The organism is uncultured Thioclava sp., from assembly GCF_913064665.1.
GTDB classification, from domain to species: domain Bacteria; phylum Pseudomonadota; class Alphaproteobacteria; order Rhodobacterales; family Rhodobacteraceae; genus Thioclava; species Thioclava arctica.
This window is the reverse complement of sequence record NZ_CAJYBT010000046.1, coordinates 1-24855: the sequence shown is the minus strand read 5'-3', so window position 1 is coordinate 24855 and position 24855 is coordinate 1. Positions and strand designations below refer to the sequence as shown.

The 24855-nt window shown below is 61.0% G+C and carries 26 protein-coding genes and 1 tRNA gene; 7 read left to right on the top strand and 20 right to left on the bottom strand.

Translation table 11 applies throughout. The features are described 5' to 3' along the window. Positions 1–23 precede the first annotated feature (23 nt). From QZ571_RS15655 to QZ571_RS15645, 3 genes are all read right to left on the bottom strand, one after another. The gene (locus QZ571_RS15655; protein ID WP_295536810.1) at positions 24–719 is read right to left on the bottom strand and encodes a DsbA family oxidoreductase; all 696 of its coding nucleotides are present in this window, start codon (positions 717–719) and stop codon (positions 24–26) included. Positions 720–1155: 436 nt separating this feature from the next. Then, positions 1156–1231: transfer RNA gene (locus tag QZ571_RS15650), tRNA-Thr, on the bottom strand. Positions 1232–1280: 49 nt separating this feature from the next. Continuing rightward, positions 1281–2987 carry an iron ABC transporter permease gene (locus tag QZ571_RS15645; protein WP_295536807.1) on the bottom strand — a complete coding sequence of 569 codons (1707 nt, stop codon included), beginning with the start codon at positions 2985–2987 and terminating at the stop codon, positions 1281–1283. Positions 2988–3095: 108 nt separating this feature from the next. Between QZ571_RS15645 and QZ571_RS15640 the strand changes: the two genes are divergently transcribed. Next, positions 3096–3971 carry a hypothetical protein gene (locus QZ571_RS15640; protein ID WP_295536806.1) on the top strand — a complete coding sequence of 292 codons (876 nt, stop codon included), beginning with the start codon at positions 3096–3098 and terminating at the stop codon, positions 3969–3971. Between the two features lie 14 nt (positions 3972–3985). On the opposite strand, the gene QZ571_RS15635 is transcribed toward QZ571_RS15640, so the two are convergent. Next, complete coding sequence (locus QZ571_RS15635; protein ID WP_295536805.1) at positions 3986–4237, bottom strand: DUF2312 domain-containing protein; 252 nt, start codon at positions 4235–4237, stop codon at positions 3986–3988. 142 nt (positions 4238–4379) lie between these two features. On the opposite strand from QZ571_RS15635, the gene QZ571_RS15630 reads away from it, so the two are divergent. After that, positions 4380–4595, top strand: a complete 216-nt coding sequence (locus QZ571_RS15630; RefSeq protein WP_295536803.1) for a hypothetical protein — start codon at positions 4380–4382, stop codon at positions 4593–4595. A gap of 8 nt (positions 4596–4603) precedes the next feature. Here the strand turns inward: QZ571_RS15630 and QZ571_RS15625 are convergent, their stop codons facing one another. Then, positions 4604–6535 (bottom strand): enoyl-CoA hydratase/isomerase family protein, encoded by a 1932-nt coding sequence (locus QZ571_RS15625; RefSeq protein ID WP_295536802.1) that lies wholly within the window; start codon positions 6533–6535, stop codon positions 4604–4606. Between the two features lie 132 nt (positions 6536–6667). After that, positions 6668–7006 (bottom strand): TraR/DksA C4-type zinc finger protein, encoded by a 339-nt coding sequence (locus QZ571_RS15620; protein ID WP_295536800.1) that lies wholly within the window; start codon positions 7004–7006, stop codon positions 6668–6670. Between the two features lie 211 nt (positions 7007–7217). Here QZ571_RS15620 and QZ571_RS15615 point away from each other — a divergent pair, with 211 nt between their 5' ends. Continuing rightward, complete coding sequence (locus tag QZ571_RS15615; RefSeq protein WP_295536799.1) at positions 7218–7643, top strand: YeeE/YedE thiosulfate transporter family protein; 426 nt, start codon at positions 7218–7220, stop codon at positions 7641–7643. Next, entirely contained in the window at positions 7643–8152 is a 510-nt protein-coding gene (locus QZ571_RS15610; RefSeq protein WP_366929961.1) for a YeeE/YedE family protein, read from the top strand. Before QZ571_RS15615 ends, QZ571_RS15610 begins: the two co-directional genes overlap by 1 nt. A 7-nt stretch (positions 8153–8159) precedes the next feature. Here the strand turns inward: QZ571_RS15610 and QZ571_RS15605 are convergent, their stop codons facing one another. The 14 genes from QZ571_RS15605 to QZ571_RS15540 form a co-directional block, all read right to left on the bottom strand. After that, positions 8160–9380, bottom strand: coding sequence for a FliM/FliN family flagellar motor C-terminal domain-containing protein (locus tag QZ571_RS15605; RefSeq protein WP_295536798.1), 1221 nt, complete (start codon positions 9378–9380; stop codon positions 8160–8162). A gap of 55 nt (positions 9381–9435) precedes the next feature. After that, positions 9436–12135: an ATP-binding protein gene (locus QZ571_RS15600; RefSeq protein ID WP_295536797.1), complete on the bottom strand. Its 2700-nt coding sequence runs from the start codon at positions 12133–12135 to the stop codon at positions 9436–9438. Between the two features lies 1 nt (position 12136). Further along, positions 12137–12430 carry a hypothetical protein gene (locus QZ571_RS15595; protein ID WP_295536796.1) on the bottom strand — a complete coding sequence of 98 codons (294 nt, stop codon included), beginning with the start codon at positions 12428–12430 and terminating at the stop codon, positions 12137–12139. Beyond that, positions 12430–12828: a response regulator gene (locus tag QZ571_RS15590; RefSeq protein ID WP_295536795.1), complete on the bottom strand. Its 399-nt coding sequence runs from the start codon at positions 12826–12828 to the stop codon at positions 12430–12432. Before QZ571_RS15590 ends, QZ571_RS15595 begins: the two co-directional genes overlap by 1 nt. Positions 12829–13176: 348 nt before the next feature. After that, positions 13177–14436 (bottom strand): DUF4147 domain-containing protein, encoded by a 1260-nt coding sequence (locus tag QZ571_RS15585; RefSeq protein ID WP_295536793.1) that lies wholly within the window; start codon positions 14434–14436, stop codon positions 13177–13179. A 192-nt stretch (positions 14437–14628) separates the two neighbouring features. Further along, on the bottom strand, positions 14629–15762 hold the full coding sequence (locus tag QZ571_RS15580; protein ID WP_295536791.1) for a c-type cytochrome: 1134 nt from the start codon (positions 15760–15762) through the stop codon (positions 14629–14631). Continuing rightward, positions 15743–17038 (bottom strand): sulfite dehydrogenase, encoded by a 1296-nt coding sequence (soxC, locus tag QZ571_RS15575; protein ID WP_295536789.1) that lies wholly within the window; start codon positions 17036–17038, stop codon positions 15743–15745. Before soxC ends, QZ571_RS15580 begins: the two co-directional genes overlap by 20 nt. A gap of 58 nt (positions 17039–17096) precedes the next feature. Further along, positions 17097–18788, bottom strand: a complete 1692-nt coding sequence (gene soxB, locus QZ571_RS15570) for a thiosulfohydrolase SoxB (protein WP_295536787.1) — start codon at positions 18786–18788, stop codon at positions 17097–17099. Between the two features lie 154 nt (positions 18789–18942). After that, positions 18943–19803, bottom strand: a complete 861-nt coding sequence (soxA, locus tag QZ571_RS15565) for a sulfur oxidation c-type cytochrome SoxA (RefSeq protein ID WP_295536785.1) — start codon at positions 19801–19803, stop codon at positions 18943–18945. Positions 19804–19912: 109 nt separating this feature from the next. Further along, positions 19913–20239, bottom strand: coding sequence for a thiosulfate oxidation carrier complex protein SoxZ (gene soxZ, locus QZ571_RS15560; RefSeq protein ID WP_295536784.1), 327 nt, complete (start codon positions 20237–20239; stop codon positions 19913–19915). A 23-nt stretch (positions 20240–20262) separates the two neighbouring features. Beyond that, the gene (gene soxY / locus QZ571_RS15555; RefSeq protein ID WP_295536782.1) at positions 20263–20682 is read right to left on the bottom strand and encodes a thiosulfate oxidation carrier protein SoxY; all 420 of its coding nucleotides are present in this window, start codon (positions 20680–20682) and stop codon (positions 20263–20265) included. Positions 20683–20716: 34 nt separating this feature from the next. Then, positions 20717–21193, bottom strand: a complete 477-nt coding sequence (gene soxX / locus QZ571_RS15550) for a sulfur oxidation c-type cytochrome SoxX (protein ID WP_295536780.1) — start codon at positions 21191–21193, stop codon at positions 20717–20719. Between the two features lie 214 nt (positions 21194–21407). Next, positions 21408–21968: a thioredoxin family protein gene (locus QZ571_RS15545; RefSeq protein ID WP_295536778.1), complete on the bottom strand. Its 561-nt coding sequence runs from the start codon at positions 21966–21968 to the stop codon at positions 21408–21410. 17 nt (positions 21969–21985) lie between these two features. Further along, positions 21986–22723 carry a cytochrome c biogenesis protein CcdA gene (locus QZ571_RS15540; RefSeq protein ID WP_295536776.1) on the bottom strand — a complete coding sequence of 246 codons (738 nt, stop codon included), beginning with the start codon at positions 22721–22723 and terminating at the stop codon, positions 21986–21988. Positions 22724–22819: 96 nt separating this feature from the next. On the opposite strand from QZ571_RS15540, the gene QZ571_RS15535 reads away from it, so the two are divergent. The 3 genes from QZ571_RS15535 to QZ571_RS15525 form a co-directional block, all read left to right on the top strand. Continuing rightward, complete coding sequence (locus tag QZ571_RS15535) at positions 22820–23287, top strand: hypothetical protein (protein ID WP_295536774.1); 468 nt, start codon at positions 22820–22822, stop codon at positions 23285–23287. Between the two features lie 220 nt (positions 23288–23507). After that, complete coding sequence (locus tag QZ571_RS15530) at positions 23508–23789, top strand: metalloregulator ArsR/SmtB family transcription factor (RefSeq protein ID WP_295536811.1); 282 nt, start codon at positions 23508–23510, stop codon at positions 23787–23789. A 65-nt stretch (positions 23790–23854) separates the two neighbouring features. Next, positions 23855–24855: YeeE/YedE family protein (locus QZ571_RS15525; protein ID WP_295536772.1), on the top strand; the 1001-nt coding region annotated here is incomplete at its 3' end.

The following is a 24855-nucleotide window of genomic DNA, read 5'->3' as shown; positions in this document are numbered from 1 at the left end:
GGTGAGAGAGACCCCCTAGGTCCTCATAATGGACATGCACCACCATAGTCTTGGGGGCTGGCCACGGATGAGCCTGTCATCGAGACGAGTTGGGACAGGAGCCTAGGGTAATTGTCCCCTCCTGGCGCGCCGGTAACGAGGTGCTTTCGGTCGAACACCATCGCAGGTACGCCGGAGATGCCCTGTTGCTGCCAGAACCGTTCGGCGCTGCGCACGTCCTTGGCAAAACGTTGATCGTCGAGCACGGCGGCGGCTTCAGCACGGTCCAGCCCGATTTCGGCGGCAATATCGGCCAGCACGGCATCGTCAGACAGGTTGCGTTGATCCGTGAAATGCGCGGTGAACAGCGCCAGTTTCAGATCGTGTTTGCGACCTTGCGTGTCCGCCCAATGAAGCAGCTGATGCGTATTGAATGTGTTGTGCATGCGCGAGTCTTTGGTCCACTGGAAATCAAACCCAAGATCGCCAGCCGATGCTTTCATCTGCTGTCGCGATCGTTCGGATTGCTCAGGCGTGCTACCGTATTTTTCCATGATATGTTCGCGGGTGTTCTGGCCTTCAGGGGGCATTTCCGGGTTCAACTCGAATGGGTGCCAGTGAATTTCATGGTCGGTGCCAACCGCGTCCAGCGCTTGCGCCAACTGACGGTAGCCGATGATGCACCATGGGCACATCACATCGGACACGATATCGATACGTAAAGGATTGGTCATGTTCATACACTCCGTTCTTGGCAGGCGATATAACGGTTTCCACCACACCAAGGCGGCAGATCATTGATGTCAAACGGCAGGAAAATACGGTTCGCCACCAGTCAAATGGTGAGTTAGTCTCGCATACGCCGTTTGCCATAAGCTGTGCCAAGATCAGCCCCAACGGCACCCAAAAGATGAAATGGCTATTTGCAAAGCTCGTGACCTGCACATCCCTGCCGCTCGTGCGTGGCGCGGTGAATGACGGCTCTCGCCCAGACACTCACGCGACTCGGCGCGAGCTAAGGAATCGCGCCACCTCGCAGAGCCGCCAGAATCCGAATGAGTGGCAAAGGTGACGACGGCTGATCAAATGCGCGGATAACAAGCCGGCGACGCTTACATTGCGCTTACATGAACGCTTCACCAGCGAACGCCATAGGCCCTAAGTCATTGAAAATAATGGTGCCGGCGGAGAGACTCGAACTCCCGACCCCCTGATTACAAATCAGACGCTCTACCAACTGAGCTACGCCGGCCTACTGGCCCCGCAATAGCGCGGCACGCGCGCGCGTGCAAGACGTGCGATCATGTGCGTTTGCCCAAATTTGCGCGTGCCAGAACCAGAACCGCCACCAAACCCACGGCCGAGACAAGCAAGGCAGCGGGCGAAGCCTCGCCCAGTTTTTCGAGACTGGCTTTTTCCTGCACCCGTGTGGCGAGCGTTTCGTAATTGAATGGGCGCAGCAGCAGCGTGGCGGGCAGTTCCTTGACGCAATCGACAAAGACCAGCAGCAGTGCTGAGCCGATCGAGCCACGCATCAAAGGCAGGTAGAGCGCGCTTAAAACGCCCCCTACCCCGCGCCCCAGACTGCGCGCCGCCATGGGCAGCGAGGGCGGCACGCGCGCGAACGCCCCGTCCACCGCCCCCTGCGCGATTGCAAAAAACCGCACCACATAGGCCAGCACGATCGCCACCGCCGAGCCCGTCAGCAGCAACCCCGGATCATGGCCCGAAATGGCCTCAATCGCATCGGCAATTACGTGATCAAGGCGCGCCAGCGGGATCATGATCCCTACCGCCAAGACCGCCCCAGGCGCCGCATAGCCCAGCGTCGTGACAGGCAGGAGCGCTTTGGGCAGCCAGCGGCCCGAAATGCGTACGCCATAGATCATGAACAGCGCCATCGTGATCGTCAAAACCGCCGCCGCGCCCCCCGTGCTGAGCGTATGCCACAACGCGAGGCCAAGTCCGCGTCCGAACCATGGCTCGGGGCTGGCCAGCGCATGGGCCGCCATCACGCTCACCGGCAGGATGAACCCGATCATCACCGGCAACGCGCAAAGTCCCGCCGCCAGCCAGCCCGTCCAGCCGCGCAGCGTCACCGGAGTGACCGGGCGCGAATGCCGCGCGCTTTGATAGTAACGCGCCTTGCGTCGCGAGATTTTTTCCAGCGCAAACAGCGCGAAGACCACACCGAGGATCAACAATGCCAGCTGGGCCGCCCCCCCCGCATTGCCCCCCTCCAGCCGCGTCGCGAAAATGCCCGTGGTCAGGGTCTGCACGCCGAAATGCGCAACGACGCCGTAATCGGCCACGCTCTCCATCATCGCGATCGCCGCCCCGGCCGCAATCGCTGGGCGCACCAGCGGCAGGCCGACGCGCCAGAACAGCGCCACTGGCCCCGCACCAAGTGCGCGCGCGACCTCATAGCTGGCACCCGATTGCTCGCGCAGGGCGGCGCGGGTGATCAGGTAGGTATAGGGGTAAAGCGCGGCCGACAGCACCACGACCGCCGCCTCGCGGGAACGGATCTCGGGAAACCAGTAATCGCGCGCCGAGGCCCAGCCGAAACTGGCCCGAAGCGCGGTCTGCACGGGGCCGGAATAATCGAGGAAATCGCTCAGCGCATAGGCTCCGACATAGGCCGGGATTGCGAGGGGAAACAGCAACAGCCATTCCAGCACTCGCCGCCCGACAAAGCGATGCATCACCACCAGCCACGCAGCCCCCGCCCCGATCGCCGCGCTGATCCCGCCCACGCCAATCGCGATCACTGCGGTATTGCCAAGATAGCGCGGCAAGGTCGTGGCCATCAGATGCGGCCAGATGTTTTCACGCGGATCAAACGCCATCGCCACAACGGCCAAAATCGGCGCAAGAACTAGCGCTGCGATCATGACAGAGCCCAGTGACCACAACGCGCCGCCTGCGCGATTTGCCCGGCGATTAGAGGCAAATTGCGCGACGCGGCGCGGGGCGTTTATTTCCTGAGTATTTTTGTCAGATCGCATAACACCTTCTAGACTGAAACGCATTTGCCTGTCCAGTTTTCAACCGCTAGAGTGCGCCATAATCATAAGCGCGCCGCCAAGGCCGTTGAAACATGCGGGGTCGAGCAGATGAAAGTCGTTTTTCACTTAGGGGCTCATTCGACCGATGAGGACCGGATCGTTCGCGTTTTGGCGAACAACCCCAAGGTGTTAGAGAAATTCAAAATCGTAGTGCCGCCACCACAGAAATATCGGATGGTGCTGCGCGACGCGCTTGTGTCGCTGCATGGCGAGCCCGCGCCGCTGCAGGTGCAGGATGCAATTATCGAGGCCTGCTCGGATCAGCACGATATGGACAGGCTGATCTTCAGCCATGAATTCTTCCTATGCATTCCTGAACGCGTGATCACCGAGCATGGGTTTTACACCCGCGCGGCCAGTAAGCTTGCCCCGCTTGCGAACCTGTTTCCCGAGGACGAAACAGAGTTTCACATGGCGTTGATCAACCCCGCCAGCTTGATCTTGCAACTCGCCCAGCGCCTGCCAAAACGCAGCTATGAACAGCTGATGTCGGGGCTTGATCCGCGTGATTTGCGCTGGGAAACAGTGGTGCGCGATATGCGCGAGGCGGCGCAGGGGCGTCGGTTGGTGCTGTGGTGCAACGAGGACGTGCCGCTGATCTGGCCCGAAGTGTTGCGCGCAGTTTCGGGGGTGCCCGAGGATCAGGGGCTGATGGGGGATATGCTGATTCTCGACCAGATCATGCTGCCCGAGGGGCGCGCCAGATTGCGTGCCTATTTCAAGAGTCATCCGGTGAAATCAGTCGTGCAACGGCGCAAGATCGCCGCCGCCTTCCTGGGCAAATACGTCCAGCCCGACGAGATCGAGATGGACGCCCCGCTGCCGGGCTGGACCGACGAGTTGATCGCAGAAATCACCGCGCAATATGACGCCGATGTGGCCTCGATTGCGCGGCTGCCGGGGGTCGAATTCATCGCCCCCTAAGGCCCGGGCGGGTCTTACGACATGCCCAGCGCGGATTTATACAGATCGAGGATCGCCTCTTCCTCGGCCAGATCGTCCTTGTCGCGCTTGCGCATCGCAACGATTTTCTTGAGCACCTTGGTGTCATAACCGCGCGCCTTGGCTTCGGACATGATGTCTTTTTGCTGCTCGGCTATGTCTTTTTTCTCGGCCTCGAGGCTTTCGAATTGTTCGATGAATTGACGCAGCTCGTCGGCGGCGACGTTATAGGCGGCATCGCTGGGCATGGTTTTCTCCTGCTCTGATCGAGGCCCTGACTAGCCCGCTGCGTGCGCCGCATCAAGAGGTCGTGCGCGTTTCGCTTGCCACATGGGCGCAGAGCCGCTAGGGCAAGGCCGCGCCGACCGAGCGGCGCTGACGGAGGATGGCATGGAATATCTGATCTGGGCAGGGGCTGCGGTGTCGGTCGTCGGGCTTTTGGGCATTTTGTGGTGCATCGTCTCAGTCGCCCAAGCCAAACGCGCAGGCCTTGACGATGCCGCCTTGCGGGCGCGCCTGCAGCACGTCGTGGTGATCAACATGGCCGCGCTGTTCGTGTCGGTGATCGGCCTGATGATGGTCGTGGTCGGGATTTTCCTTGGCTGAACTCCGGCTTAGCGCCCGTCAAGATCGCCGAAATGCTTGCCGTTGCGGATCAGCACATCCCATAGCGTGACCGGGGCGCTGGCGCCCTCTTCGTGTAAGGCGCGCAAACGCTTGCGCATTGCCACCAGCCCCGCCTGATCGGCGCCGAACATCACGCCCCCCAAGGCGCGTGGCCATCCCAACGCCCGAATTGCGGCCAGATCGATATCGCTGGCACGATGCGCCTGAGCGTGCTGCAACAGCCACGCCCCGCTATTGGCCATCTCGGCCAGCACGCGGGCCATGATCTCGGATGCGCTGAGTTTGCGCGCCACGATCCCGGCCTCACGGCGCAAGGTGTCAAGCCAGTCGGGATCGCTATCCTTGGATTGATAGAGGGCAAGATCGGCCGTCTCCATCGCCATCAACAGCAGATCGGGCGCAAGGCCCGCCTTGGCGCGACGCGCATTCAGCGCCGGGGCGCCAAGGGTTTCAATCAGGCGCAGCGGTGATTTCACAAATCCGGCCTGCGCGAAGGCGTGATCAATCTGATCGCGCGAGGCCCCCGCCAACAGCGTGCGCCCGCTTGCCGTGATCAGGCTCAGGCGCAAATGCTCGACGATCCCCGCCGCCCCGGAACCGCCCAAAATCAAATGCGCCCCACCTTGGCGCAGCACCATTGCCAAGTCGTGCACGATCGCGCGCGAACAGTCAGGCCCGGCCACCAGCTCGACAACATCGCCCTCGCGGGTCAGCGCAATGCCGCGCTCGGGCGGATCAAGATGATCGCGGCTTTCCAACACGCAAAGACCTGCATCTGGCAGGCCCACCACCCCGGCTTGCGCAATGATCAGCGCGCAATCGGCCAATCCCGCCGGGTCGGTGGCCGCGCCAAGGCGGGCCCAGTCTGCCTCGCGCTGATCGGGATCAAGCGCGCCTTTTTGCACCGATATTTCTTGCGCGCGTGCAATAGCAGAAAAAGCGGTCTGTATGTGTTTGGCTTGGCTGGCCCCGAAAACCACCTCATGACCTGCCGCCAAAAGCGCGCCCGCGAAGGCGGCGGGCTGATCCCACAGACCGATGCGGCGCTGGGGGGGCGACGTGTGATCTGCCGATTGACCGGGCAAGTGCGCTGCCGCAACCTCTGCGGCGCGGGCGTGGCGCAGCGCCTTGGCAAGCGGCGTGGCGCTGAGATCGTCAAATGCCACCGCCTCAAAATCGAGCGCCTCTTCGAGGGGCAGCAACACCGCGGCCTCAACCACCTCGGCTGCGCGCTGCGCGACCGATGCAAGCGGGCCGCGGATCAGCTCGGCTTTGGGAACCTCAAGAGCGGCGAAATAGGCCGCGGGATCATCCAGCGCCGCATCCGCCGAGCCCCCACCCTCGGCAATCAGCGTATCGAGCGCAGCAATGGCTTGGGCGGGGGTGATATCGGGCAAGACCATCTCGCACAGGCCCAGCGCAAGCGCGCGTTCACTGTCAAGTTGGCCGGGAGGTGCGATCAAATGCAGCGCCGCCGCCCCGCCTTGACGGCGCGCCAAACGTACGAGCCCACCCGCTGCAGGCAGCGCACCCAAGGTAAATTCGGGCGCGCAAAAGCAGGTATCTTCGGTCGCGATGCGCAAGGACGCCGCCTGCGACACCGCCAACGCCCCACCCTGAATATGCCCTTTCAAGCAGGCCAAAACGGGCATGCGCGCGCCCGCCAAAGTCGCGCATAACGCCCCCAAATCCGGGGCGCTGGGATCATGGGCGTAATCCGACAGCGGGTCGGGCGCGCAGGGCCACCCCATTGCGCCGCCCCGCAGCACGATCCCGCGCAACGCCTTGTCATTCAAAACCAGTTCAAGCGCATTGTGCAGCGCCACGCGCAGATCGGGGTCAAACCCGGCCTCTGCGCCCTGCTCATCCAAGGCGGCCAAGGTGATCCAGGCCAGCCCGTCACGCTGTGCGATTTTCACGCGTCTCGCCATAATCACACTTGCCTCACAAACCTATTCTTCGATGTGAGTTTACGGGCAAAGCGCTGCAAAACAATGCTAAATTGCGCCTTGGGCGGGTTCCAGCCCCGCCACAATGCGCATCTCACAGGCTTATTGGGCCGGCTTTCTTGCCCCCGGCGCGTGCAGTCGGCAAAACGGGGTCGCAGGCAACAGGTCAAGACGCGCCTCGTCGATGCGCTCACCACAGGTGACGCAAAACCCATATTCGCCCGCATCCAGACGGTTCAGCGCAGCCTCAATCACACGCAATTCCTGACGCGCTGCCATATCCAATTCGTCAAGCACCTCGTCATCTTCCTGCTTGCTCGCGGCGTCTTCCCAATCCTGCTCGACATGGCTGTCAAGCTCAGCATCAATCTCTTCGATCCGCTCCAGCAAGTGCATTTTGCGCTCTTCGATCTCAGCCCGGCGCAGTTTATCGCTTTTCATTCCGCATCCTCCATTTGCTCAATTACAGCACTGCGCGCCACATTGCTCAATGATGTACATCAACATATCAAAATACTTGCGTATGATCGCAAGCACGCCCTAACATACATCGACGCCGGGTTTGGGAGAACCCGTAGGTTTGGGAGGACCCGCAAGCTTGGGAGAGCAATGCGTTGTTCATATTATGCGTACAGAGCACGAGGGAGATCTCATGCATCAGGATTGGATTTGGGGGCTCGTCGGCGGTCTGATGATCGGCGCAGGGGCCGGAGTATTTCTATTAATTAACGGGCGCATCATGGGTGCGAGCGGCATTATTGGCGGGCTGATCGACGGTTCGGGGCGCGATACCGTGTCAGAACGCATCGCCTTTCTGGGCGGGCTCGTGGCCGTGCCGCCGCTTCTGGTGCCTTTGTATCGCAACGTCGACACCCATGTCAGCCATACGATCTGGGTGCTTATTCTGGCAGGGCTGCTGGTCGGAACGGGCACGCGAATCGCCAATGGCTGCACCTCGGGTCATGGCGTGTGCGGGATCTCGCGTTTCTCGCTGCGCGGTATTGTCGCGACTGCGTTTTACCTGCTTGGCGGGGCGCTCTCGCTGGTCGTCTTTCGCCACATACTGGGAGTGATCTGATGCGCAATTTCTTTGCCTTCCTCTCGGGCGGGCTGTTTGGCGCGGGGCTGCTGGTCGCGGGCATGGTCGATAGCGCCAAGGTGCAGGGATGGCTTGATATTTTTGGCAATTGGGACCCGACCTTGGCCTTCGTGATGGGCGGCGCGGTGGGCGTGATGTTCTTTGTCTGGATTTTCGCCAGCAAGCGCGAAAAATCGGTGCTCGGCTCTCCGATGCCCGGGCCTTTCCCCCGCCTTGTCGATCGCAATCTGGTTTTGGGATCTTTGCTGTTTGGTGCGGGTTGGGGACTGGCGGGGTTGTGCCCGGGTCCGGCAATGGGCTCGCTGAGTTTCAACGGCTGGGAAGGCTGGCTGTTTATCATCGCGATGGGGGTAGGCATGGCGCTGGCGCCGCGGGTCAAGGGCTGGTTATCAGTGTTTGATCGCTCGACGCTGGAAGTGCCGCCATGCGAAAACATACCAGAGGAAGAGCGCGCCCTCGCCCGCGACAGCCGCGCCCCGGCACGCTGAGACGCCTTTAGAAACCCGATCCAATCTTGAGCGGCGGCAGGTCATCTGTCGCCGTTTCCGCTTCGGGCAAGGGGGCAAACCCACCCAGATCGGGCAGATCATCGGCTGCGCCAAAACCGCCCAACGCGTCAAGATCGACGCTGGCGTCGTCATCATAGGCCGTATTCATCGGGTCCCCCAAACCGCCCAAAGGCGCTTCGGGCAAACCGCTCGCCTCAAACGGGCTTGCCCCCACGCTCAGCGTATCGTCAGGCGCTTCGTGATCGGGTGCGGCGCGTTCAGCCCCCGTCAGACGCAATGCGCGATTGCCCCGACTTTGGCCAAGGCGCGCGAAAGACAGTTTGCGTCGTCCCTGCGCCTCAAGTGTGATCTGCTCGAGCGAATCAGCGGGCAGCGGCAGTTCCATCCCCGGTTTGAAATTCAAAACGGCCGAAAGCGGCAGGGTCATGCGATGCAACACCGCTGTCAGTTCCGCCGGCGTGCTCATCACCGTGCGCTCGATCTGCTCTTCCCAAGGCGGCACAAGAAGGGCGGCAAGGGTTTTATGCGCGCCCGCCTCGTCGCCCGCGCAAGCCACACTGGGGTCGCGTTTGAGATGCGCCCCCCGGCCCTTTTGCGGCACAGCCCATAAAAAGGCACCCTCGCGCTCGCCACTTTCGCCCAAGACAAACTGCACCGTCCAAACCCGGAACGTCACATCTTCCAACAACAGGCCAAGCGGGCGGGGATCATCCAGATAAGAGGCATAACGAAACCCGCCCGCCCAAGAAATCGCATCATCTTCAATCAGCGAGGTTTCGATCGAGGCCAGCAGAGAATCGATGAAATCAACCGCCATCGCGGCATCAATACGCGTCGGCTTGCGCGGGCCGGGCGGGGTTTTGCTGAGCCGGCCCATCGTTTGCATCTCGATCAAGGCCTGCAAAGTGGCGGGGGGCAACGCGATCAGCCCAAGTGCCTCCGATGGCCCCTCAATCAGCGCCAAAAGCGATAAATCCTCAAGCGTTTCAGGCAGATCAGCAAGGCTGCGTCGCGTTTCCTCAAGCGCGGTGACGCGCAGCGGCAGGGTCAGCATATCCTGCGCAACCTTCGCCAAACCCGAGGAAATCGCGCGCTCGGCGGACATCACAGCGCCGTCCGCGACGGGACGCCCCGCCTCGGCCTTTTTGCGCAGCACCGATTTGCCCTGCTCTGGTGCCATACCCTCCATCCACTTGAAATCTGACATAGCCTTGCCTGAAACTTCGCAGATCAAGGTTTACAATTAGTATAAGTCCGGGGAGTTAGGTGGCGCTTGCGCTTCGCACGCCCTGGCGGCGCAACGGCAAGCTGACGCGAAACGCAGCGCCCCCCTGACCGGGCAGATAATCAATCGTGCCGCCCAGATTGGCCATGATCTCCCGACAAATCGCAAGGCCCAGCCCGGCGCTGCCCGCGCGGCTTTGATCGGTCAGACGGGCGAATTTTTCAAAGATCAGTTTTTGCGACTGCTTGGGAATGCCCGCGCCATTGTCGATAAAGTCGATCTGCACCCGTTTGCCCCGTTTCTTCACCTCGATACGCAGCACCGGGCGCTCTGCCTCGCAATATTTGCGCGCATTGGAAATAAGGTTGATGAACACCTGCACCAGCCGGTCGGTATCGGTGAAGACGGGCATATGTTCGGTGGGGAAATCGCGCTCGATGCGAAAGGCGCGCTCGGGGCGCGAGGCCGAGGCCGCCTGTACCGCGCGATTGATCAGATCATGCAGGTTCATCACCGAAATATCGAGCTGCGCACGGCGGTTTTCCAGCACAGAAAGATCAAGCAAATCATCGAGCAGCCGAGTCAGGCGGCGCGCCTCTTCGTGAATGATCTCGCCATATTGGGCGCGCATGGTATCGGGCAGATCGGGCTCCATCAGGATCTCGGAAAACGCACGGATCGAGGTCATGGGCGTGCGCAGCTCATGACTGATCTGGCTGAGAAACGCGTCCTTTTGCACCGACAGATCGCGTAGCTTGTCATTGGCCTCGCGCAGCGCACGCGCAACACGCGCCAGCTCGTCTGATTTCGCCTCAAGTCGGGCGGAATATTCCTTGGCCTCGGCCGTTTCGCCCGCCACCGCGATCAGATCTTGCATGCTCACCGAGCTGCCCCCGGTCAGCTGCGCGATCATCGCATGCGCCGTCGCCGCGCCGACAGATCCGGCCATTTTGCGCTCTAGCCGGGCGGTGAACGCAGGCGTTGTATCAGGCAGGAAGCCCACCTTGCCTTGCGCTGCGGCCTGCGCCTGAAAGAAATGCTGCGCCTCTTGCGCCCCCAATATACGCTGCGACATCGACAGCAGGTCTTCGGCCTCGGCCCCGCCCTGCGCCCAAGACCGCGCGGCGGGGCTTTGGTCAAACACGTTTACAAAGGCCACGCCCTGCAGCCGCTCCATCGGGCCGGGGAAAGACGCCATCGAAAAGATCAGGAACGCCAAGGTGTTAAACAGCAACGACCAGAACAGCGCATGCAAGATCGGGTCCAGCCCTTCAATGCCAAACAGCGCATGCGGGCGCAGCCAGCCAAGGCCAAGCGGCCCGGCATCCAGCACCGATTGCGGCAACAGACCCGCATCTCCGACCGAGGGCAGAAACAGCGTATAGCCCCAGATCGCAAAGCCGATCAGAAGCCCCGTCGTCGCCCCCACATGGGTCGCGCCACGCCAGAAGATCCCGCCCAGCAGCGCGGGCAAGACCTGCGCCGCGCCAACAAAGGCTATGAGACCGATCGCGGCCAGGGCCTCGGACCCGCCCGACAGGCGATAATAAATATAGCCCATGCTCAGCACGCCGATGATCGAGAGCCTGCGCGAGGCCAGCACCAGCCCGCGCACATCCCCCGCTTCGCGCGTGGCCGAGCGACGCAGCGCCAGCCACAGCGGCGTCACGATATGGTTGCTTACCATCGTCGCCAGCGCGATGGCCGCCACGATCACCATCGACGTGGCCGAGGAAAACCCGCCCAAGAACGCCAGCAGCGCCAGCTTGTCCTGCCCTTGCGACAGCGGCAGCGTCAGCACGAACAGATCAGGGTTTGACCCTGCAGGCATACGTTCAAGACCCATCACCGCGATTGGCAACACGAACAGGCTCATCAGCATCAAATAGCCGGGGAACGCCCAGCTCGCAGTGGCCAGATGGCGCTCATCGACATTCTCGACGACGAGCACCTGAAACATCCGCGGCAAGGTCAGCACCGCCGCCGCAGAGACAAAGGTCAGCCCGGCAAACCGGCCCGGTTGCAACTGCCACTCTGATATCGGCGAGGCGTCGATGCGTGCGAGCATATCCATCGGCCCACCGCCCAAGCCCCAAACGACGAACACCCCGACCGCGACCAGCGCGACCAGCTTGACCACCGCCTCAAGGGCAATCGCAGTGACCACGCCGTGATGGCGCTCATTCGCATCGAGATTGCGAGTGCCAAAGAGGATGGTAAACAGCGCCAGCCCGCCCGCGATCCACAAAGCCGTGGCGCCCTGATCGGGCAGCGCCCAACCTTCGGGCGCGCCTGAGGCGAAGACCCCGAAACTTAGCGTAACCGATTGCAATTGCAGCGCGATATAGGGCGTGGCGGCGGCCACCGACATCACCGTCACGATCACACCCAGCGTGTTGGATTTGCCATAACGGCTAGAGATCAGATCGGCGATTGAGGTCACCCGATGCGTGCGCCCGATCCGCACCAGCTTGCGCAGCACCCACCACCAGCCGATGAAAACCAGCGTCGGCCCCAGATAAATCGTGACGAATTCCAGCCCCGAGCGCGCCGCATAGCCCACCGCGCCGTAAAACGTCCAGGCCGTGCAATAGATCGACAGCGAGAGCGTATAAATCCACGGGCTTCGCAAGAATCGCAGGCGGTTGCGCCGCGCCCGTCGCTCGGCGAGAAACGCCACCCCGAACAGCACGATCACATAGCCTACACAGACCGCAACAAGGCTATTGAACCCCATGCTAGTCAGGCTCCTGTGCCGAAGGGCCACCCTCTTCGGGCATCTCCTCGGCATCCAGAACCGGGCTCAGCCCGCGCGCAATCAAAAAGGCGGCAAAGATCAGCGCGATCCAGACCGCAAACAGATACAGCCCACCGCGTCCGGTATCGGGGGTTAGCGTCTCGGCCGGGTGCCACAGGCCGGGCAGCGCGAACATCACCACGCCCAGCACCGGCAGCAATCTTGCCGCATCCATCAGACGACGCCGCCGATAGGACCGCCGGGCAAGGAATAACGGCTGACCCGGTTGCGGCATTACGCAGGCTCCCGATGCGCGCCAGCCCCGCCGCCCGTGATCGCCTCAAGATGGGCGAGCACATCGGAATTGGCAAAGGGTTTGGCCAGAAAAGCGGTTGCACCCGCGCGCTCGGCCGCATCGCGATCACGTCCCTGCCCGCGTGCGCTCAGCATCAAGACAGGCAGAGCGACAAGTGCCGGATCGGTGCGCATCGCGGCCAGAATTTCCAAACCCGAGCGCCCCGGCAGCATCAGATCAAGGATCACCGCATCGGGCGCTTGGGCGACGATCTGCGCCATCGCTTGCGCACCATCCGCAAGCACCGACACACCCCATCCCGCGCGAGACAGGATAAAGCGGATCGCCTCGGCGATATGGGGTTCATCCTCGATCAGCAGAACCTGGCGTTGCGGCATTGTCCCTCTCCCGGTCCGACTATCGCCACCGCGCCCAGCCCTGTCAAACGATTGCGCGCACGCGCGCGATGCACGGCCCGTTTACCACGCGTGCTCAGGCAGGAACGCGGCGCATAATCGCCCCATACCTGCCTTTTTCACGCCCCAATTCGCGGCCAAAACCGACGCAACGATCCCAGATTAGGGTCAGGCATTTTGTTGGAGGACACTGCCATGTTCGGATTTGACACCATCGCCGTCACCATCATTACGATCGCCGTGCTGCGCGAAGTCCTCATCCGCCTGCTCCCCAGCCGAGACGTTTCAGCAAGCCACTGAACCCGCAATTGCGCGCGCAGGCAGACCCGCTCAGCCGCGCGCCAGTATCGCAAGATCGGCCACATTCGTGCCCGTCGCCCCGGTCATCAACAACGCCCCGCCCGCCCGCAAGGCCCGGTAGGAATCGTTATTGGCCAATAGGGATTGAGGATCTTCGCCACCCGCCCGGATCGACTCGCATGTTTGCGGGTCCACCAGCCCTCCTGCGGCATCCGTCGGCCCATCGCGACCATCCGTCCCCCCGGACAAAAAGCACCACGGCCCTGACACGCCCGCTTGCTCGGCCAGTAGCGCCACGCGCAACGCCAATTCCTGATTGCGCCCGCCCAAGCCGTCGCCCCGCAAGGTGACCGTGCTTTCGCCCCCGAAGGCCAGCGCGGTGCCCGGCGCCAGATCTGCCAGAAGCGCCACGATACGCGGCGCCAGATCGCCAACATCGCCACTCAGCGCAAAAGGGGCCGCCTGCGCGCCCGCTGCTAGCATCGCCGCAACCGATATCCCATTCGCCCCAATCAACCGGTTGCGCGCCTGCGGTCGATCACGCGTTGGCTCTGGCTGACCTAAATGGGTGCGCACCGATGCGGGCAACTGATCCCATATCCCAAGATCACGACACAGATCAGCGGCCTGCGCGCGCGTGCCAATTGGCGCAACCGTCGGCCCCGAGGCGATCACCGCCAGATCATCGCCGGGCACATCCGACAGGATCAACCCTGTCACCGGCGCGGCACTGGCTGCCAGCCAGCCGCCCCCCTTGAGCCGCGACAGCTGCTGACGGATCAGGTTCATCTGCGCGATATCCGCCCCGCAGCCCAGCAAAAGGCGGCTCACCTCGGCCTTGTCAGACAGGCTCAACCCGTCCGACGGCGCCACTGCCAACGCCGAGCCACCGCCTGATATCAACGCCAGCACGCGGTCTTGCGGACCAAGACGGGCGAGCGCCTCAAGGATCGCGCGCCCCGCGGCTTGGCTGCCCGGTCCGGGTACCGGATGATCGCCCGCAATCAGTCTTGCGCCCGCAGGAGATTGCGCCCCTTGCGCATTCTCAGGATTGGTCACGATCAAGGCCGCCGTATCGCTGGGCAATGCGGCCAAAGCCGCAGTTGCCATCGCCAAACCCGCCTTGCCCAAGGCCACTACCTGCCATTTCCCACCCGGTCCCGGCGGGTCCGCGCGCGCCCAATCCATCGACTCAGACACCGCGCGCGCCGGATCGGCCGCCGCCACACCCGCCTCAAACATCGCGCGCACGCGCGCCTTCATCTCGTCGATCTTACCCTGCTCGCGCATATTGTCTCCCCTTCGTATTAGCTCAAATATCCTCGGGGGGCGGTGGGCTGCAAGCCCGACAAAGGGCACACGCCCCCAGCGCGCGGGCGAAATAGCGAAACGCCCGCGGCAAGCACGGGCGTTTCAAACGGTAAGCAGAAGGCCTTTGCCAAGCAAAGTAGCGAGGGCCAGACCCGGCCCACGCGAGACCTTTTAGCCACCTTGGCTTTCGATATAAGCCAACACTGCTTTCACATCGTCAGCTTTTTTCAGACCCGCGAAGGACATCTTGTTCTTCGGGATATAGCCTTTAGGATCAGCCAGATAGGCTTGCACAGTCTCTTCGTTCCAGACCAGACCGTCTTCGCCATGCTGCGTCATCGACTTCGAGTATTTGAAGCCATCCACAGTGCCCGCCTGACGCCCGATCAACCCGTTGAGAATCGGACCGACCTTGTTCTTGGCGCCCTCACCGACCTGGTGACAGGCCTTGCACTTTTTGAAGACCTTTTCACCTGCCGCGACCAGCGCGGGATCGGCATCAAGCGTTTCTTCAGTGGCCGCGGGAGCAGCGGCAGCGCTTTCTTCGGTAGCAGCGGGGGCATCTTGCGCCATCGCTTCGGCACTTGCCCCTTCGGTTGCAGCCGTCGCCGCAACCGTATCGGCAGGCGCATCCGCCGGCGTATCGGCAGCGGCGCTGTCATCCCCACCTTGATCGGGCGTGACGTTAAGAACGGTCGCCTTCATGGTGATATGCACGTCTTTCTTACAGTCCGACATGCACCCCGCTTTTGAAAACACCGGGTATTCCGTCTCGGGGCGATCATCGACAATGAACCCGTCCGCATTGGGCATTTTCACGTCGAGGAAGTTTTCTTTGGTCAAGACGAAATCGTCAGCAACGAGATCGTTGGAGTAAAGAATATAGGCCACGATTGCATAGGTCTCATCGACCGACAGCGTTTGCGCATCCCCGAACGGCATCGAGCGGTGGGCATAGTCCCACACCGTCGAAAGATAGGGGAAATACGAGCCGACCGTCTTGACCGGGTCCTTGCGTGCCAGCGTGTCTGCACCGCCAGCCAGCTTGGGCCAGTTGTCCACACCTTCGGCGAAATCACCGTGACAGGCCGCGCATTTGTCAGAGAAAAGCGACTCCCCATCTGCGACCGAGCCAGACCCTTCGGGCAAGTTCTTGCCATCGGGGAAGACCTCGACCGTCCAAGCTTTCATTTCGGCGGGCAGTGCGGCACGGCCCAGATTATACGTCTCTGCCATCGCTGGCGCAGCCAGCAAAGGTGCTGCGAGCAAGGCTGCCAGAGTGAGATTACGACGACACTTCGACATTCTCAGACTCCCCGTTTTCTTTGACCCACCAAGTCTGGATCCCGTTGTTGTGATAGACCGAGTTCTCACCGCGGATCGCGCGCAGCGCGTCTTTGGTGGGCTGAACGTAGCCCGTGGCATCGGTGGCGCGCGATTGCAGCAGCATTTCCGAGCCATCCCAGTCGATGTCGAGGTAAAAGCGCGACATCGCCTTGTCGACGCCCGGCTCTGCCAGACGCGCTTCTTGCCAGTTTGCGCCACCGTCGATCGACACGTCGACCTTGGTGATAGCGCCCCGGCCCGACCACGCGATACCGGTGATAACCAGCGGGCCTTTGCCATGTTTGATCGGCATTTGCGGGCTTGGCGAGGTGACCACGGATTTCGCATCCATGACCCAGGTCCATTTGCGCGAGATACCGTTGGCCAGCGTGTCGGTGTATTTCGAGGTTTCCTCACGCGCCTGCACAGGCTCGTCGGTCACTTCGATGCGGCGCAGCCACTTCACCCACATGTTGCCTTCCCAACCGGGAACGACCAGACGCACCGGGTAGCCATGCTCTTTGCGCAGGGCTTCGCCATTGGCCTTGATCGCGACAAGACAGTCGTCCATCGCCTTTTCCAGCGGGATCGAACGACCGTTCGAGGACGCATCCGCGCCTTCAACATACAGCCATTTGCCTTCGGTCTGAACGCCAGCTTCTTCCAGCAACGTGCGCAGCGGAATGCCCGAATACTGCATGTTGTGGATCATGCCTTGGGTGAATTGCGCACCGTTGAGCTGCGCGCCCGCCCATTCCATGCCCGAGTTCGCCGCACATTCCAGGAAGTAAGTGCGGTTGACGCGCGGGAAACGCTCGAGATCTTCGTAGGTGAAAACCAGCGGCTTATCGACAAGACCGTTGATCATCAGTCGGTAGTCTTCTTTCTTCAGCTCGATCGCGCCCGAGTGGTGACGCTCAAAGGCGCAACCCGTCGGGGTGATCGTGCCATCCAAAGCGTGGATCGGCGTGAAGTTGATCGACGAAATCACATCAGCCGTCAGCCAGCCGACATTGCGCCGGATAACATCGCTTTCGAATTCAATCGGCAGCCCGTAAGGCGTGGCGTCAACACCGTCGCCCCAACCCTGAGCCCAGGATTGCACTTCGGTGATCAACGGATCGGGTTGCTGCTCTGCGCGCGCGGCACCTGCCCCCGCGACCAATGCCCCTGCTGCAGCCCCTGCCCGCAGAAATCCGCGGCGGCTGTAGCCGGTGCCAGTGGCCGGAGTGGCGTGGCGTTCCTTCTCGTCCATGTAGTCTCCTCCAGTCTCTTGCCCCAATCGGGGTTACGTCATCGGGTGCGGTTGGGGCTTAGGCGCCCGTCACCACGACCGATTCATTGGGCTTCAGATCGACGGTGCCGATCTTGCGAATATGGTCTGCAATCACGTCCCAGATTTGCGGCCCTTCGGTGCCCTCGTTGACCGAGGCCCAGCCCGTCACGACATAGCTGCGCGAGGGATCGATATCCGCGCCATCCTTAAGCGAGGTCATGTTCGAGATGCGCTGACCGATCGGCTTGGAGACATCAATATGATAGCCCATGCCGCCGATGCGCACCATGTCGCCGCCCTGCTGATAATAAGGGTCGGTGTTGAACAGGTTGTCGGCCACATCTTCGAGGATCGTCTTGATCGTCTCGCCAGTCATCTCGGTGCGGTAGGTCTCGCCATAGGTCATCGAGGTAACACCAAGGATGTCTTCCATCGTGATCTTGTCACCGGGCAGCAAGGACGGCCCCCAGCGCACGCCCGGGCTCATCGCGATTTCTGCATCACGCTCGGACAACATCGCCTCACAGATCAGATCATCCCAAGTGCCGTTGAAGTTGCCGCGGCGATAGAGAAGGCTCGAGGTTTCGCCCACGACTTCCTCAAGCTCTTTCTTGAAGGGCTCGCGGGTTTTGGTGATCAGCGCAGCCATATCTTTGTCCGGCTCGATCACATCCGAGAAAATCGGGATCAGCTTGTGACGGAAGCCCATCATCTTGCCATCGCGCACGTCCAGATCGATGCGCGACACGAATTTCCCGTTCGACCCCGAAGCGATCATGATCGTCTCGCCGATCAGTACCGGCTCGGGGACGGCGTCATGAGTGTGACCGGTCAGGATCACGTCGATGCCCTTCACGCGGCCCGCCATTTTGCGGTCAACGTCAAAGCCGTTATGGCTGAGGCAGACGACCAGATCGACGCCCTTGGCACGCACCTCGTCGACCATCGCCTGCATCCGCTCTTCGCGAATACCAAACGAATAGTCGGGGAACATCCATTTCGGGTTGGCGATCGGCAGATAGGGGAAGGCCTGCCCGATCACCGCAATCTGGGTGCCGTTGCGTTCAAAGATTTTATAGGGCTCGTAAGCCGGTTCATCCCATTCCGCGTCAAAGATATTGGCGCCAAGGAACGGGAAGGGCAAGGTGTCGACGATCTCGTTCACGCGTTCTTCGCCATAGGTCCATTCCCAATGCGAGGTCATCGCATCGGTGCCAAGCTGGTTCATGATATCAACCATGTCCTGACCCTTGGTCTTGAGCGCAACCATCGAGCCATGCCAGGTGTCGCCGCCATCCAGCACGATCGCCTCGGGGCGCTCGGCGCGGATCGCGTTGACCACGGTGGCAACCCGGTCCATCCCGCCCATCTTGCCGTAGGATTTGGCAAGATCGACATAGTTGTCATAGGTCAGCGCGTAAGCCTCGGGGCTGTCGGGCTTGATCTTGAACATCTCAAGAAAGTCTTTGCCCGTGACATGAGGCGGCTTGCCGCGCGCATCGCCCACGCCGAGGTTGATCTCCGGCTCGCGGAAATAGATCGGCATCGCTTGCGCGTGAATGTCGGTGATATGGATCAACGTGACATTGCCCAGCGGTTCAAACTGCAAAAGCTGGTCTTGCGTCATCGTCTGTTGTGCCATCGCACGCGACCAGCGCGACAGGCCAGATGCACCAAGGATGGTCGAGGCAGCCAAGCTTGCCTGAAGAAATTCCCGCCGGGAAATCATGCTGTGTCTCTCCTTCATTTCCTCTTTCCGATGGACGGAAAAAGCATCGTCTCAAACCCAAAATTGACTAACAAATTCAAACAGATAGTGAAAATTGAATATGTTCTAAAGACGCACGCGGGACAAGGGATTCCCCTGCCCCGCGCGCCGTATTTTAGGGACGAACGCCAGCGCCTTCGATCTCAAGCCCGGTGCCGCGCGAGGCGACATATAGCTCAAGATTGTGGAACTCGGGCGAGCCCGGCTTGAAGGTTTCGCCACGGGTGTCGCGGATACAGCCCTTAAAGCGGTTGTGGATCGAAACCACGCCCGCCGTTTTGAGGCGATACACCGGGAAGCCCGACGTCTGACCTTGGCTCAGGTGGTCGGCACGGATGTAGTTGCCATAGTTTTCTTCATGGCATGACGCGCAGGACAGCTCGAGCTGGCCGTAGCGGGTGTAATACATCTCTTTGCCTTTTTCCCAGAACGGGGCGGCGTCGCCGTCGATCTTGACGTTGACCGGCATGCCGCGCGACTGGACCGAGACCGCAACCGTCATGTTGTGCATCGGACCGCTGTCCCAACCCCAGGCTTCTGCGCCCATACGGTTGGTGCGGCAGTCGTTGATGTAGTCTTCCATCGACCACAGCTCGCCCTTGGCATTCACTTTGGGCATGGTGGCGCGCACGCCCTTCATGCCCTCTTCGATCTTGCCATGGCAGGACGCGCAGGACTTGCCCTCGGAGCCGTCAACGACATTCCAGTTGTCCATGCCCTGTTCGCCAAAGACCATGACCGGATTGTCGAAGTCGTCTTGCTCCATTGCGCGGGTATCGTCCGTGCGGAACAGCCAGCCGGAATAGACTTCGTCAAGGTGACCCTTGAGGAAATCGGCGGCAGGCGCCTTGGTAACGACCGGCGAATCGCCGTTGATGTTGAGTTCGTCATCCGCCATCTCGGCGCGCAAAGGCGCCGTGCACAGCGCCAAAATGGCGGTGGCGGCAAGGATGGTGCGGCTGGTGCGCAGCGTCATATCTCTGATCCTCCCTGGGTGACCTCTGCGCCCGTCGATCTCCCCATCGGGCGCAGAGTTATCCTTGGTTCGGGGCATTCCCTTAGCCCCCGTGGCATCGCCTTATGGCTTAGCCGATCGCAATCTTCTTGCTGTCTTCGTAGATCGACCCGTCATCATCATACCAAGTGAATTTAAATTCACCGGCTTCGGGCACTTTGGCGTCGAATTCGATATAGGGGTTGGTCGAAACAGCCGGATCGAGCGTGACGTCGATCACGTTCTCACCGTTGAAATCACAGGTAAAACGGTTGATGATTTCCCGCGGGATCACCTTGCCGTCTTTGTCTTTGCGCTGACCCGATTCCATCGGATGCGAGATCAGGGTCTTGATGGTGATGACCTCACCGGCGGACGCTGATTTCGGCACTTTCACGCGGGGTTTGACGTTTTTCATATCATGTCTCTCCTGCTATCCGATCAGCCGCCGCAGCCGCCGATGGTGACTTTCACGGTCGATTTCGCCTGCACGAAGCTGCCATCGGCCATCTTTGCGACGGCAACCAGATCCTGCGTTTTCGACAGGCGGATGCGGATCGAAGCGGCTTGCGAACCAGCCAGCGGGCCGAATTTGAACACCGCGACACCCGGCGTCGGGTTGCCGGGGGCGTAAATAGCGATCTCGGTGGCACCGGGTGCGTCAACCGAAACCGGGACCGTGTTGCCGTTTTCGGCGATCTCGGGAGCGGTCAGCGTCAGGCCGCCCTCACCTGCGGTGGCACCGCCGGTGAACTTCGCGATCGCATCGGCCGTAGCATCGGCCAGCGCGGGCAGCGGCAGCACCGAGGCGGCAAAACCACCCATCGCCAGCGCCAGCGCGTCACGTCTGGTCATCGTCATCTTGTCTCTCTCCTCTCGGGTTACTCAGAAAAGGTCACTCTTCCTTAAGTGTCATAAGGAAAGCGACCACATCCTCTACTTGCTGACCGTTCAGGATCGGCGGCAAATCGGCAGGCGCAGCCTTGCCGGTATAGCCATCGCCGGGACGAATGAACGGTCCGGTTTTATACATTCCGGGCATCACGGAGCCCTCGAACGTGTGCTTGGCATCAACGACGATTCCGCGCAGTTGTGCCTCGGTCCAACGATCCCCGGCACCATTCAACTCGGGGCCGATATTACCCTGGAACGACGCATTCAGCGCAGAGACAACGTGGCAAGACACGCAGTTGCCCTGTGACTTCGTCGATGCAACTTCAGCACCTTTCGTCGGATCGCCCGGCTGCCCGGTCAGCGACGTCGTCACCTCCCCGGTGTCGGTGAACTTTACATCCATCGGCGCGGTCTCGGCGAACGCGGCGGTAGCTGCGAACGTGGCGGCCACTGCGGCCAACGCAACGTGGCGTTTCATAGAAGTCCTCCCAAATTCTCTCCCTGAGACACATTTAAGCGAGCGCGTCAGTATGGCGCAATGATAAATTCAAAATTTCGCATATTTTCCGATATGTTTCGCCAAACACATCAAGAAAAATCCTTTAAAAACAATGCATGCTGCAGGTGCAGAAAAGCCCCGCACAAGATTTCCCATGCGGGGCTTTTCTGAAAAACTGATCATTTCGGGGCAATTATTGTGCCATCTGCTCGGCCACATATTTCTGGAAGTTCTGCCCGCTCTCATATCCGTGATTCTTCACCCAGGTCAAAAGCGCCTTCGTCGTGCCCTTGCCAAAAGCCCCCGGCATTTGCGCCACGGCAGCCTTGTTGGCCGCCACGCCATCGACGTTTTCGGGGAAGAACATCATGGTGGGCGTGAACATTACCCCCCACTTCATGGCCATGTCTTTTTCGGGCAGAGATTCGCCGTCGAAATCGGTCACCTCGACGTCGCCAAACAGGTTCATCTGCACGACATAATAGTTGTCGGTGATGAGTTTCGCGATCTCGGGATCGGAGAACACCTCTTCATGCATCTTCTTGCAATAGATGCAGCCACGCTGCTCCCAGATCACCAGAAACCGCTTGCCCGCATCATTGGCCGAGGCCAGATCGTCAGACATGTCCTTGAAGGTATCCTGGAACCACGGTTCTTTGTGCAGCCCATCATCGCCCAGTTCCGCCGCCGCCACTGGCAGTGCCAAGATCAGGCACGCCACGATCGCGCCAAAGGTAGAAGTCAAAAAACGCATCATCTCTCTCCCATTGCTCAGCCCAAGCTTCCGCTGGGCATCACCTCGATCAAGAATTGACCGATCCAGCGCAGCCCGCCGGTCACAATCAAGATCGCAAACACAATCAGCATGACACCCATCGCCTTTTCCACATAGGCTAGTTTGGACTGGTGGCGGCGCATCAGCGCGAGGAACGGCTTGGTGAAGAAGGCCGCGATCACGAAGGGGAAGGTCATCCCGACCCCATAGACGAACAGCAACAGCCCGCCCTGCGTGATATCGCCCATCCCCGATGCGACCATCAAAATCGCCGCCAAGGCCGGGCCAACGCAGGGCGTCCAGCCAAAGCCAAAAGCGAGCCCCATCACATAGGCCCCAAAGAACGTGGACGGGTCGGTTTTGGATTCCATGCGCGCCTCACGATAGAGGAACGGAATGCGGATCACGCCGAGGAAATGCAGCCCGAAGACCAGCAGAATGACTGCCGCGACGTAGGAAAGCGGCCCCATCCATTCGCGAAATGCCGAGCCAAGCGCCGTCGCGCCCATCCCCATCAACACAAAAATCGTCGTCACACCCAGCGCGAATGCCACCGCCGAAGCGATCATGCGCATCTGTGCACCGCGCGCAATCGCACCGTCGCTGCGCAGCTCGCTCATCGACAAGCCCGCCATATAAGACAGATAAAACGGGACCATAGGCAAAATGCAGGGTGTCAGGAAAGACAGCAACCCGGCGAAAAATGCGCCCCCGAAACTTGGGTCAATCGGCACGAAACCCTCCCATGATGAGGACTACGGCCTCCCAACCGTTTCTTGACGCCCCCGTGAAACATATTACGATCTTTATATGTAATGGGAGTATCGTCAATGTTCCGTGAGTTCGCTTGCGCAGTTTTTCTCGCTGCCGTGATGGCGGCAGGGCCAACTCTTGGATTGGCCGATACCGCCCCGGCCCTGGACCCGGCCGCACCTACGCCCGCGAGCGCGCCCACCAGCGACCCTACCCCTGCGGCACAATCGCGCTTTCGTTTGCTGATGATCGAACAGACGGGCTGCGTCTATTGCCGGATGTGGAACAACGATCTTGGCCCGATCTATCCCAAGACCCCCGAGGGGCAGATCGCCCCACTCGAGCGCGCAGATCTGCACAAGCCAATGCCTGAGGGCGTCACCCTCACCGGCGGCAAGGCGATCTATACGCCGACCTTTGTTTTGCTGGATAACGGCACCGAAATTGCGCGGATCGAGGGTTATGCAAGCGAAGATTTCTTCTGGGGATTGCTAGGCCAAGCGCTGCAAAAAGCGGGCGCAGATCTGCCCGACCCGGCGCAATAAGTGCACGGCATCTGGCGAAAAATGACGACGCAGGCTTTGTTCCGGCGAATCGCCGTGTTAAAGCGTGTTAAAGATAACCAGTGTGGTTGCGCCATTTTAGGCAACCGGCAAAAAGGAAATGGCGGTGCGACAAATGGCACCAGATGGGCGCGATTCCGACCTTACCTCTCCCGTCCCAGGTCAGGATGGGAGGTGCGCGCGTTTGGACGCCGATGAGTTGATGCTGCGCGCCCAGGATGCTGCGAATTTGATGAAGGCCCTTGCCCATGAGGGGCGGCTGATGATTCTGTGCCATCTGAGTTCGGGCGAAAAATCCGTTACCGAGTTGGAAAACCTTCTTGAATCGCGCCAAGCCGCTGTCAGTCAGCAACTGGCACGGTTGCGCCTCGAAGGGCTGGTCAGTTCCCGCCGCGAGGGCAAAGCAATCTATTACACGCTGTCCGATCCGCGCGCGCGGCGCCTGATCGAGGTGGTCTATGAAATGTTTTGCAACACCGACTAAGGGTTGGCCTTGCAATAATCTCTATCAGGAAACCGGGTCTAACCTGCCCGGAAGGGAGGCGCGAAATGGAACACCTGCCAGTGGGCGTGCTGGCCGCTTTGGTCGGATTGATCGGCGGCGTGGTGTTGGGTTTGGCGGCCCGTCTGGGTGATTTCTGCACGCTGGGCGCGCTGGAAAGCGCGGCTTACGGCGAAGATCAGCGCCGATTGCGCCTTTGGGGCGTGGTGCTGGCGGTGGGGATTGCGGGCTCTTTCCTGGCCGAGGCCTTGGGCTGGGCCGATATCACCCACAGCTTTTATCACACCATCCAATGGTCGCCGCTGTCCTCGATCGTGGGTGGACTGCTGTTTGGCTATGGCATGGCGCTGGCGGGCAATTGTGGCTTTGGCGCGTTGGTGCGCTTTGGCGGCGGTGATCTGCGCGCGCTGGTTGTGGTCGTGGTGATGGGCATTTTCGCCTTTGTCACGCTGTCCGGCCCGCTGGCCCATCTGCGCCTGCTGATCTTCGCCCAAGAGCCTGCGACCTCGCCCCAAGGCATCGCACATTGGCTTTCGGCCCGCAGCGGCCTGTCCCCCTTGGTCTTTGCCCTGCCCATTGCCGCAGGCTTTCTGGCTTGGGGCCTCGCCTACAAACCCTTGCGCACCGATAAACGCCGCATCGCTTGGGGCGTCGCCGCTGGATTGGCGGTGGTCTGGTGCCTGATTGGCACCTCGTGGCTTTTTGCCGAAAGCATGGGCGAAACCGGGGTCGAGGCCCCGTCCTTTACCGCCCCCTTGGGGCGCACGATCCTCTATTTCATGACATCAACCGCAGGCGGGATTACCTTTTCGGTCGGGCTGGTCGGAGGGGTGCTGGCTGGCGCCCTCATGGGCTCGCTGATCCGCGGACTGTTTCGCTGGGAGGCCTGCGAAGACCCGCGTGAACTGGGCCGTCAGGTTGGCGGAGCGGCCCTGATGGGTATCGGTGGCACCATCGCTTTGGGATGCTCGATCGGGCAAGGCGTCAGCGCGATGTCGGTCCTGGCTTTTTCGGCCCCTGTGACGCTGGCCGCCATCGTGATCGGCGG

Coding starts and splice junctions, on each gene's coding strand:
- QZ571_RS15655 (WP_295536810.1), bottom strand. CDS start 719: ATGAACATGACCAATCCTTTACGTATCGATATCGTGTCCGATGTGATG.
- QZ571_RS15645 (WP_295536807.1), bottom strand. CDS start 2,987: ATGCGATCTGACAAAAATACTCAGGAAATAAACGCCCCGCGCCGCGTC.
- QZ571_RS15640 (WP_295536806.1), top strand. CDS start 3,096: ATGAAAGTCGTTTTTCACTTAGGGGCTCATTCGACCGATGAGGACCGG.
- QZ571_RS15635 (WP_295536805.1), bottom strand. CDS start 4,237: ATGCCCAGCGATGCCGCCTATAACGTCGCCGCCGACGAGCTGCGTCAA.
- QZ571_RS15630 (WP_295536803.1), top strand. CDS start 4,380: ATGGAATATCTGATCTGGGCAGGGGCTGCGGTGTCGGTCGTCGGGCTT.
- QZ571_RS15620 (WP_295536800.1), bottom strand. CDS start 7,006: ATGAAAAGCGATAAACTGCGCCGGGCTGAGATCGAAGAGCGCAAAATG.
- QZ571_RS15615 (WP_295536799.1), top strand. CDS start 7,218: ATGCATCAGGATTGGATTTGGGGGCTCGTCGGCGGTCTGATGATCGGC.
- QZ571_RS15610 (WP_366929961.1), top strand. CDS start 7,643: ATGCGCAATTTCTTTGCCTTCCTCTCGGGCGGGCTGTTTGGCGCGGGG.
- QZ571_RS15605 (WP_295536798.1), bottom strand. CDS start 9,380: ATGTCAGATTTCAAGTGGATGGAGGGTATGGCACCAGAGCAGGGCAAA.
- QZ571_RS15600 (WP_295536797.1), bottom strand. CDS start 12,135: ATGGGGTTCAATAGCCTTGTTGCGGTCTGTGTAGGCTATGTGATCGTG.
- QZ571_RS15595 (WP_295536796.1), bottom strand. CDS start 12,430: ATGCCGCAACCGGGTCAGCCGTTATTCCTTGCCCGGCGGTCCTATCGG.
- QZ571_RS15590 (WP_295536795.1), bottom strand. CDS start 12,828: ATGCCGCAACGCCAGGTTCTGCTGATCGAGGATGAACCCCATATCGCC.
- QZ571_RS15585 (WP_295536793.1), bottom strand. CDS start 14,436: ATGCGCGAGCAGGGTAAGATCGACGAGATGAAGGCGCGCGTGCGCGCG.
- QZ571_RS15580 (WP_295536791.1), bottom strand. CDS start 15,762: ATGTCGAAGTGTCGTCGTAATCTCACTCTGGCAGCCTTGCTCGCAGCA.
- soxC (WP_295536789.1), bottom strand. CDS start 17,038: ATGGACGAGAAGGAACGCCACGCCACTCCGGCCACTGGCACCGGCTAC.
- soxB (WP_295536787.1), bottom strand. CDS start 18,788: ATGATTTCCCGGCGGGAATTTCTTCAGGCAAGCTTGGCTGCCTCGACC.
- soxA (WP_295536785.1), bottom strand. CDS start 19,803: ATGACGCTGCGCACCAGCCGCACCATCCTTGCCGCCACCGCCATTTTG.
- soxZ (WP_295536784.1), bottom strand. CDS start 20,239: ATGAAAAACGTCAAACCCCGCGTGAAAGTGCCGAAATCAGCGTCCGCC.
- soxY (WP_295536782.1), bottom strand. CDS start 20,682: ATGACGATGACCAGACGTGACGCGCTGGCGCTGGCGATGGGTGGTTTT.
- soxX (WP_295536780.1), bottom strand. CDS start 21,193: ATGAAACGCCACGTTGCGTTGGCCGCAGTGGCCGCCACGTTCGCAGCT.
- QZ571_RS15545 (WP_295536778.1), bottom strand. CDS start 21,968: ATGCGTTTTTTGACTTCTACCTTTGGCGCGATCGTGGCGTGCCTGATC.
- QZ571_RS15535 (WP_295536774.1), top strand. CDS start 22,820: ATGTTCCGTGAGTTCGCTTGCGCAGTTTTTCTCGCTGCCGTGATGGCG.
- QZ571_RS15530 (WP_295536811.1), top strand. CDS start 23,508: ATGCTGCGCGCCCAGGATGCTGCGAATTTGATGAAGGCCCTTGCCCAT.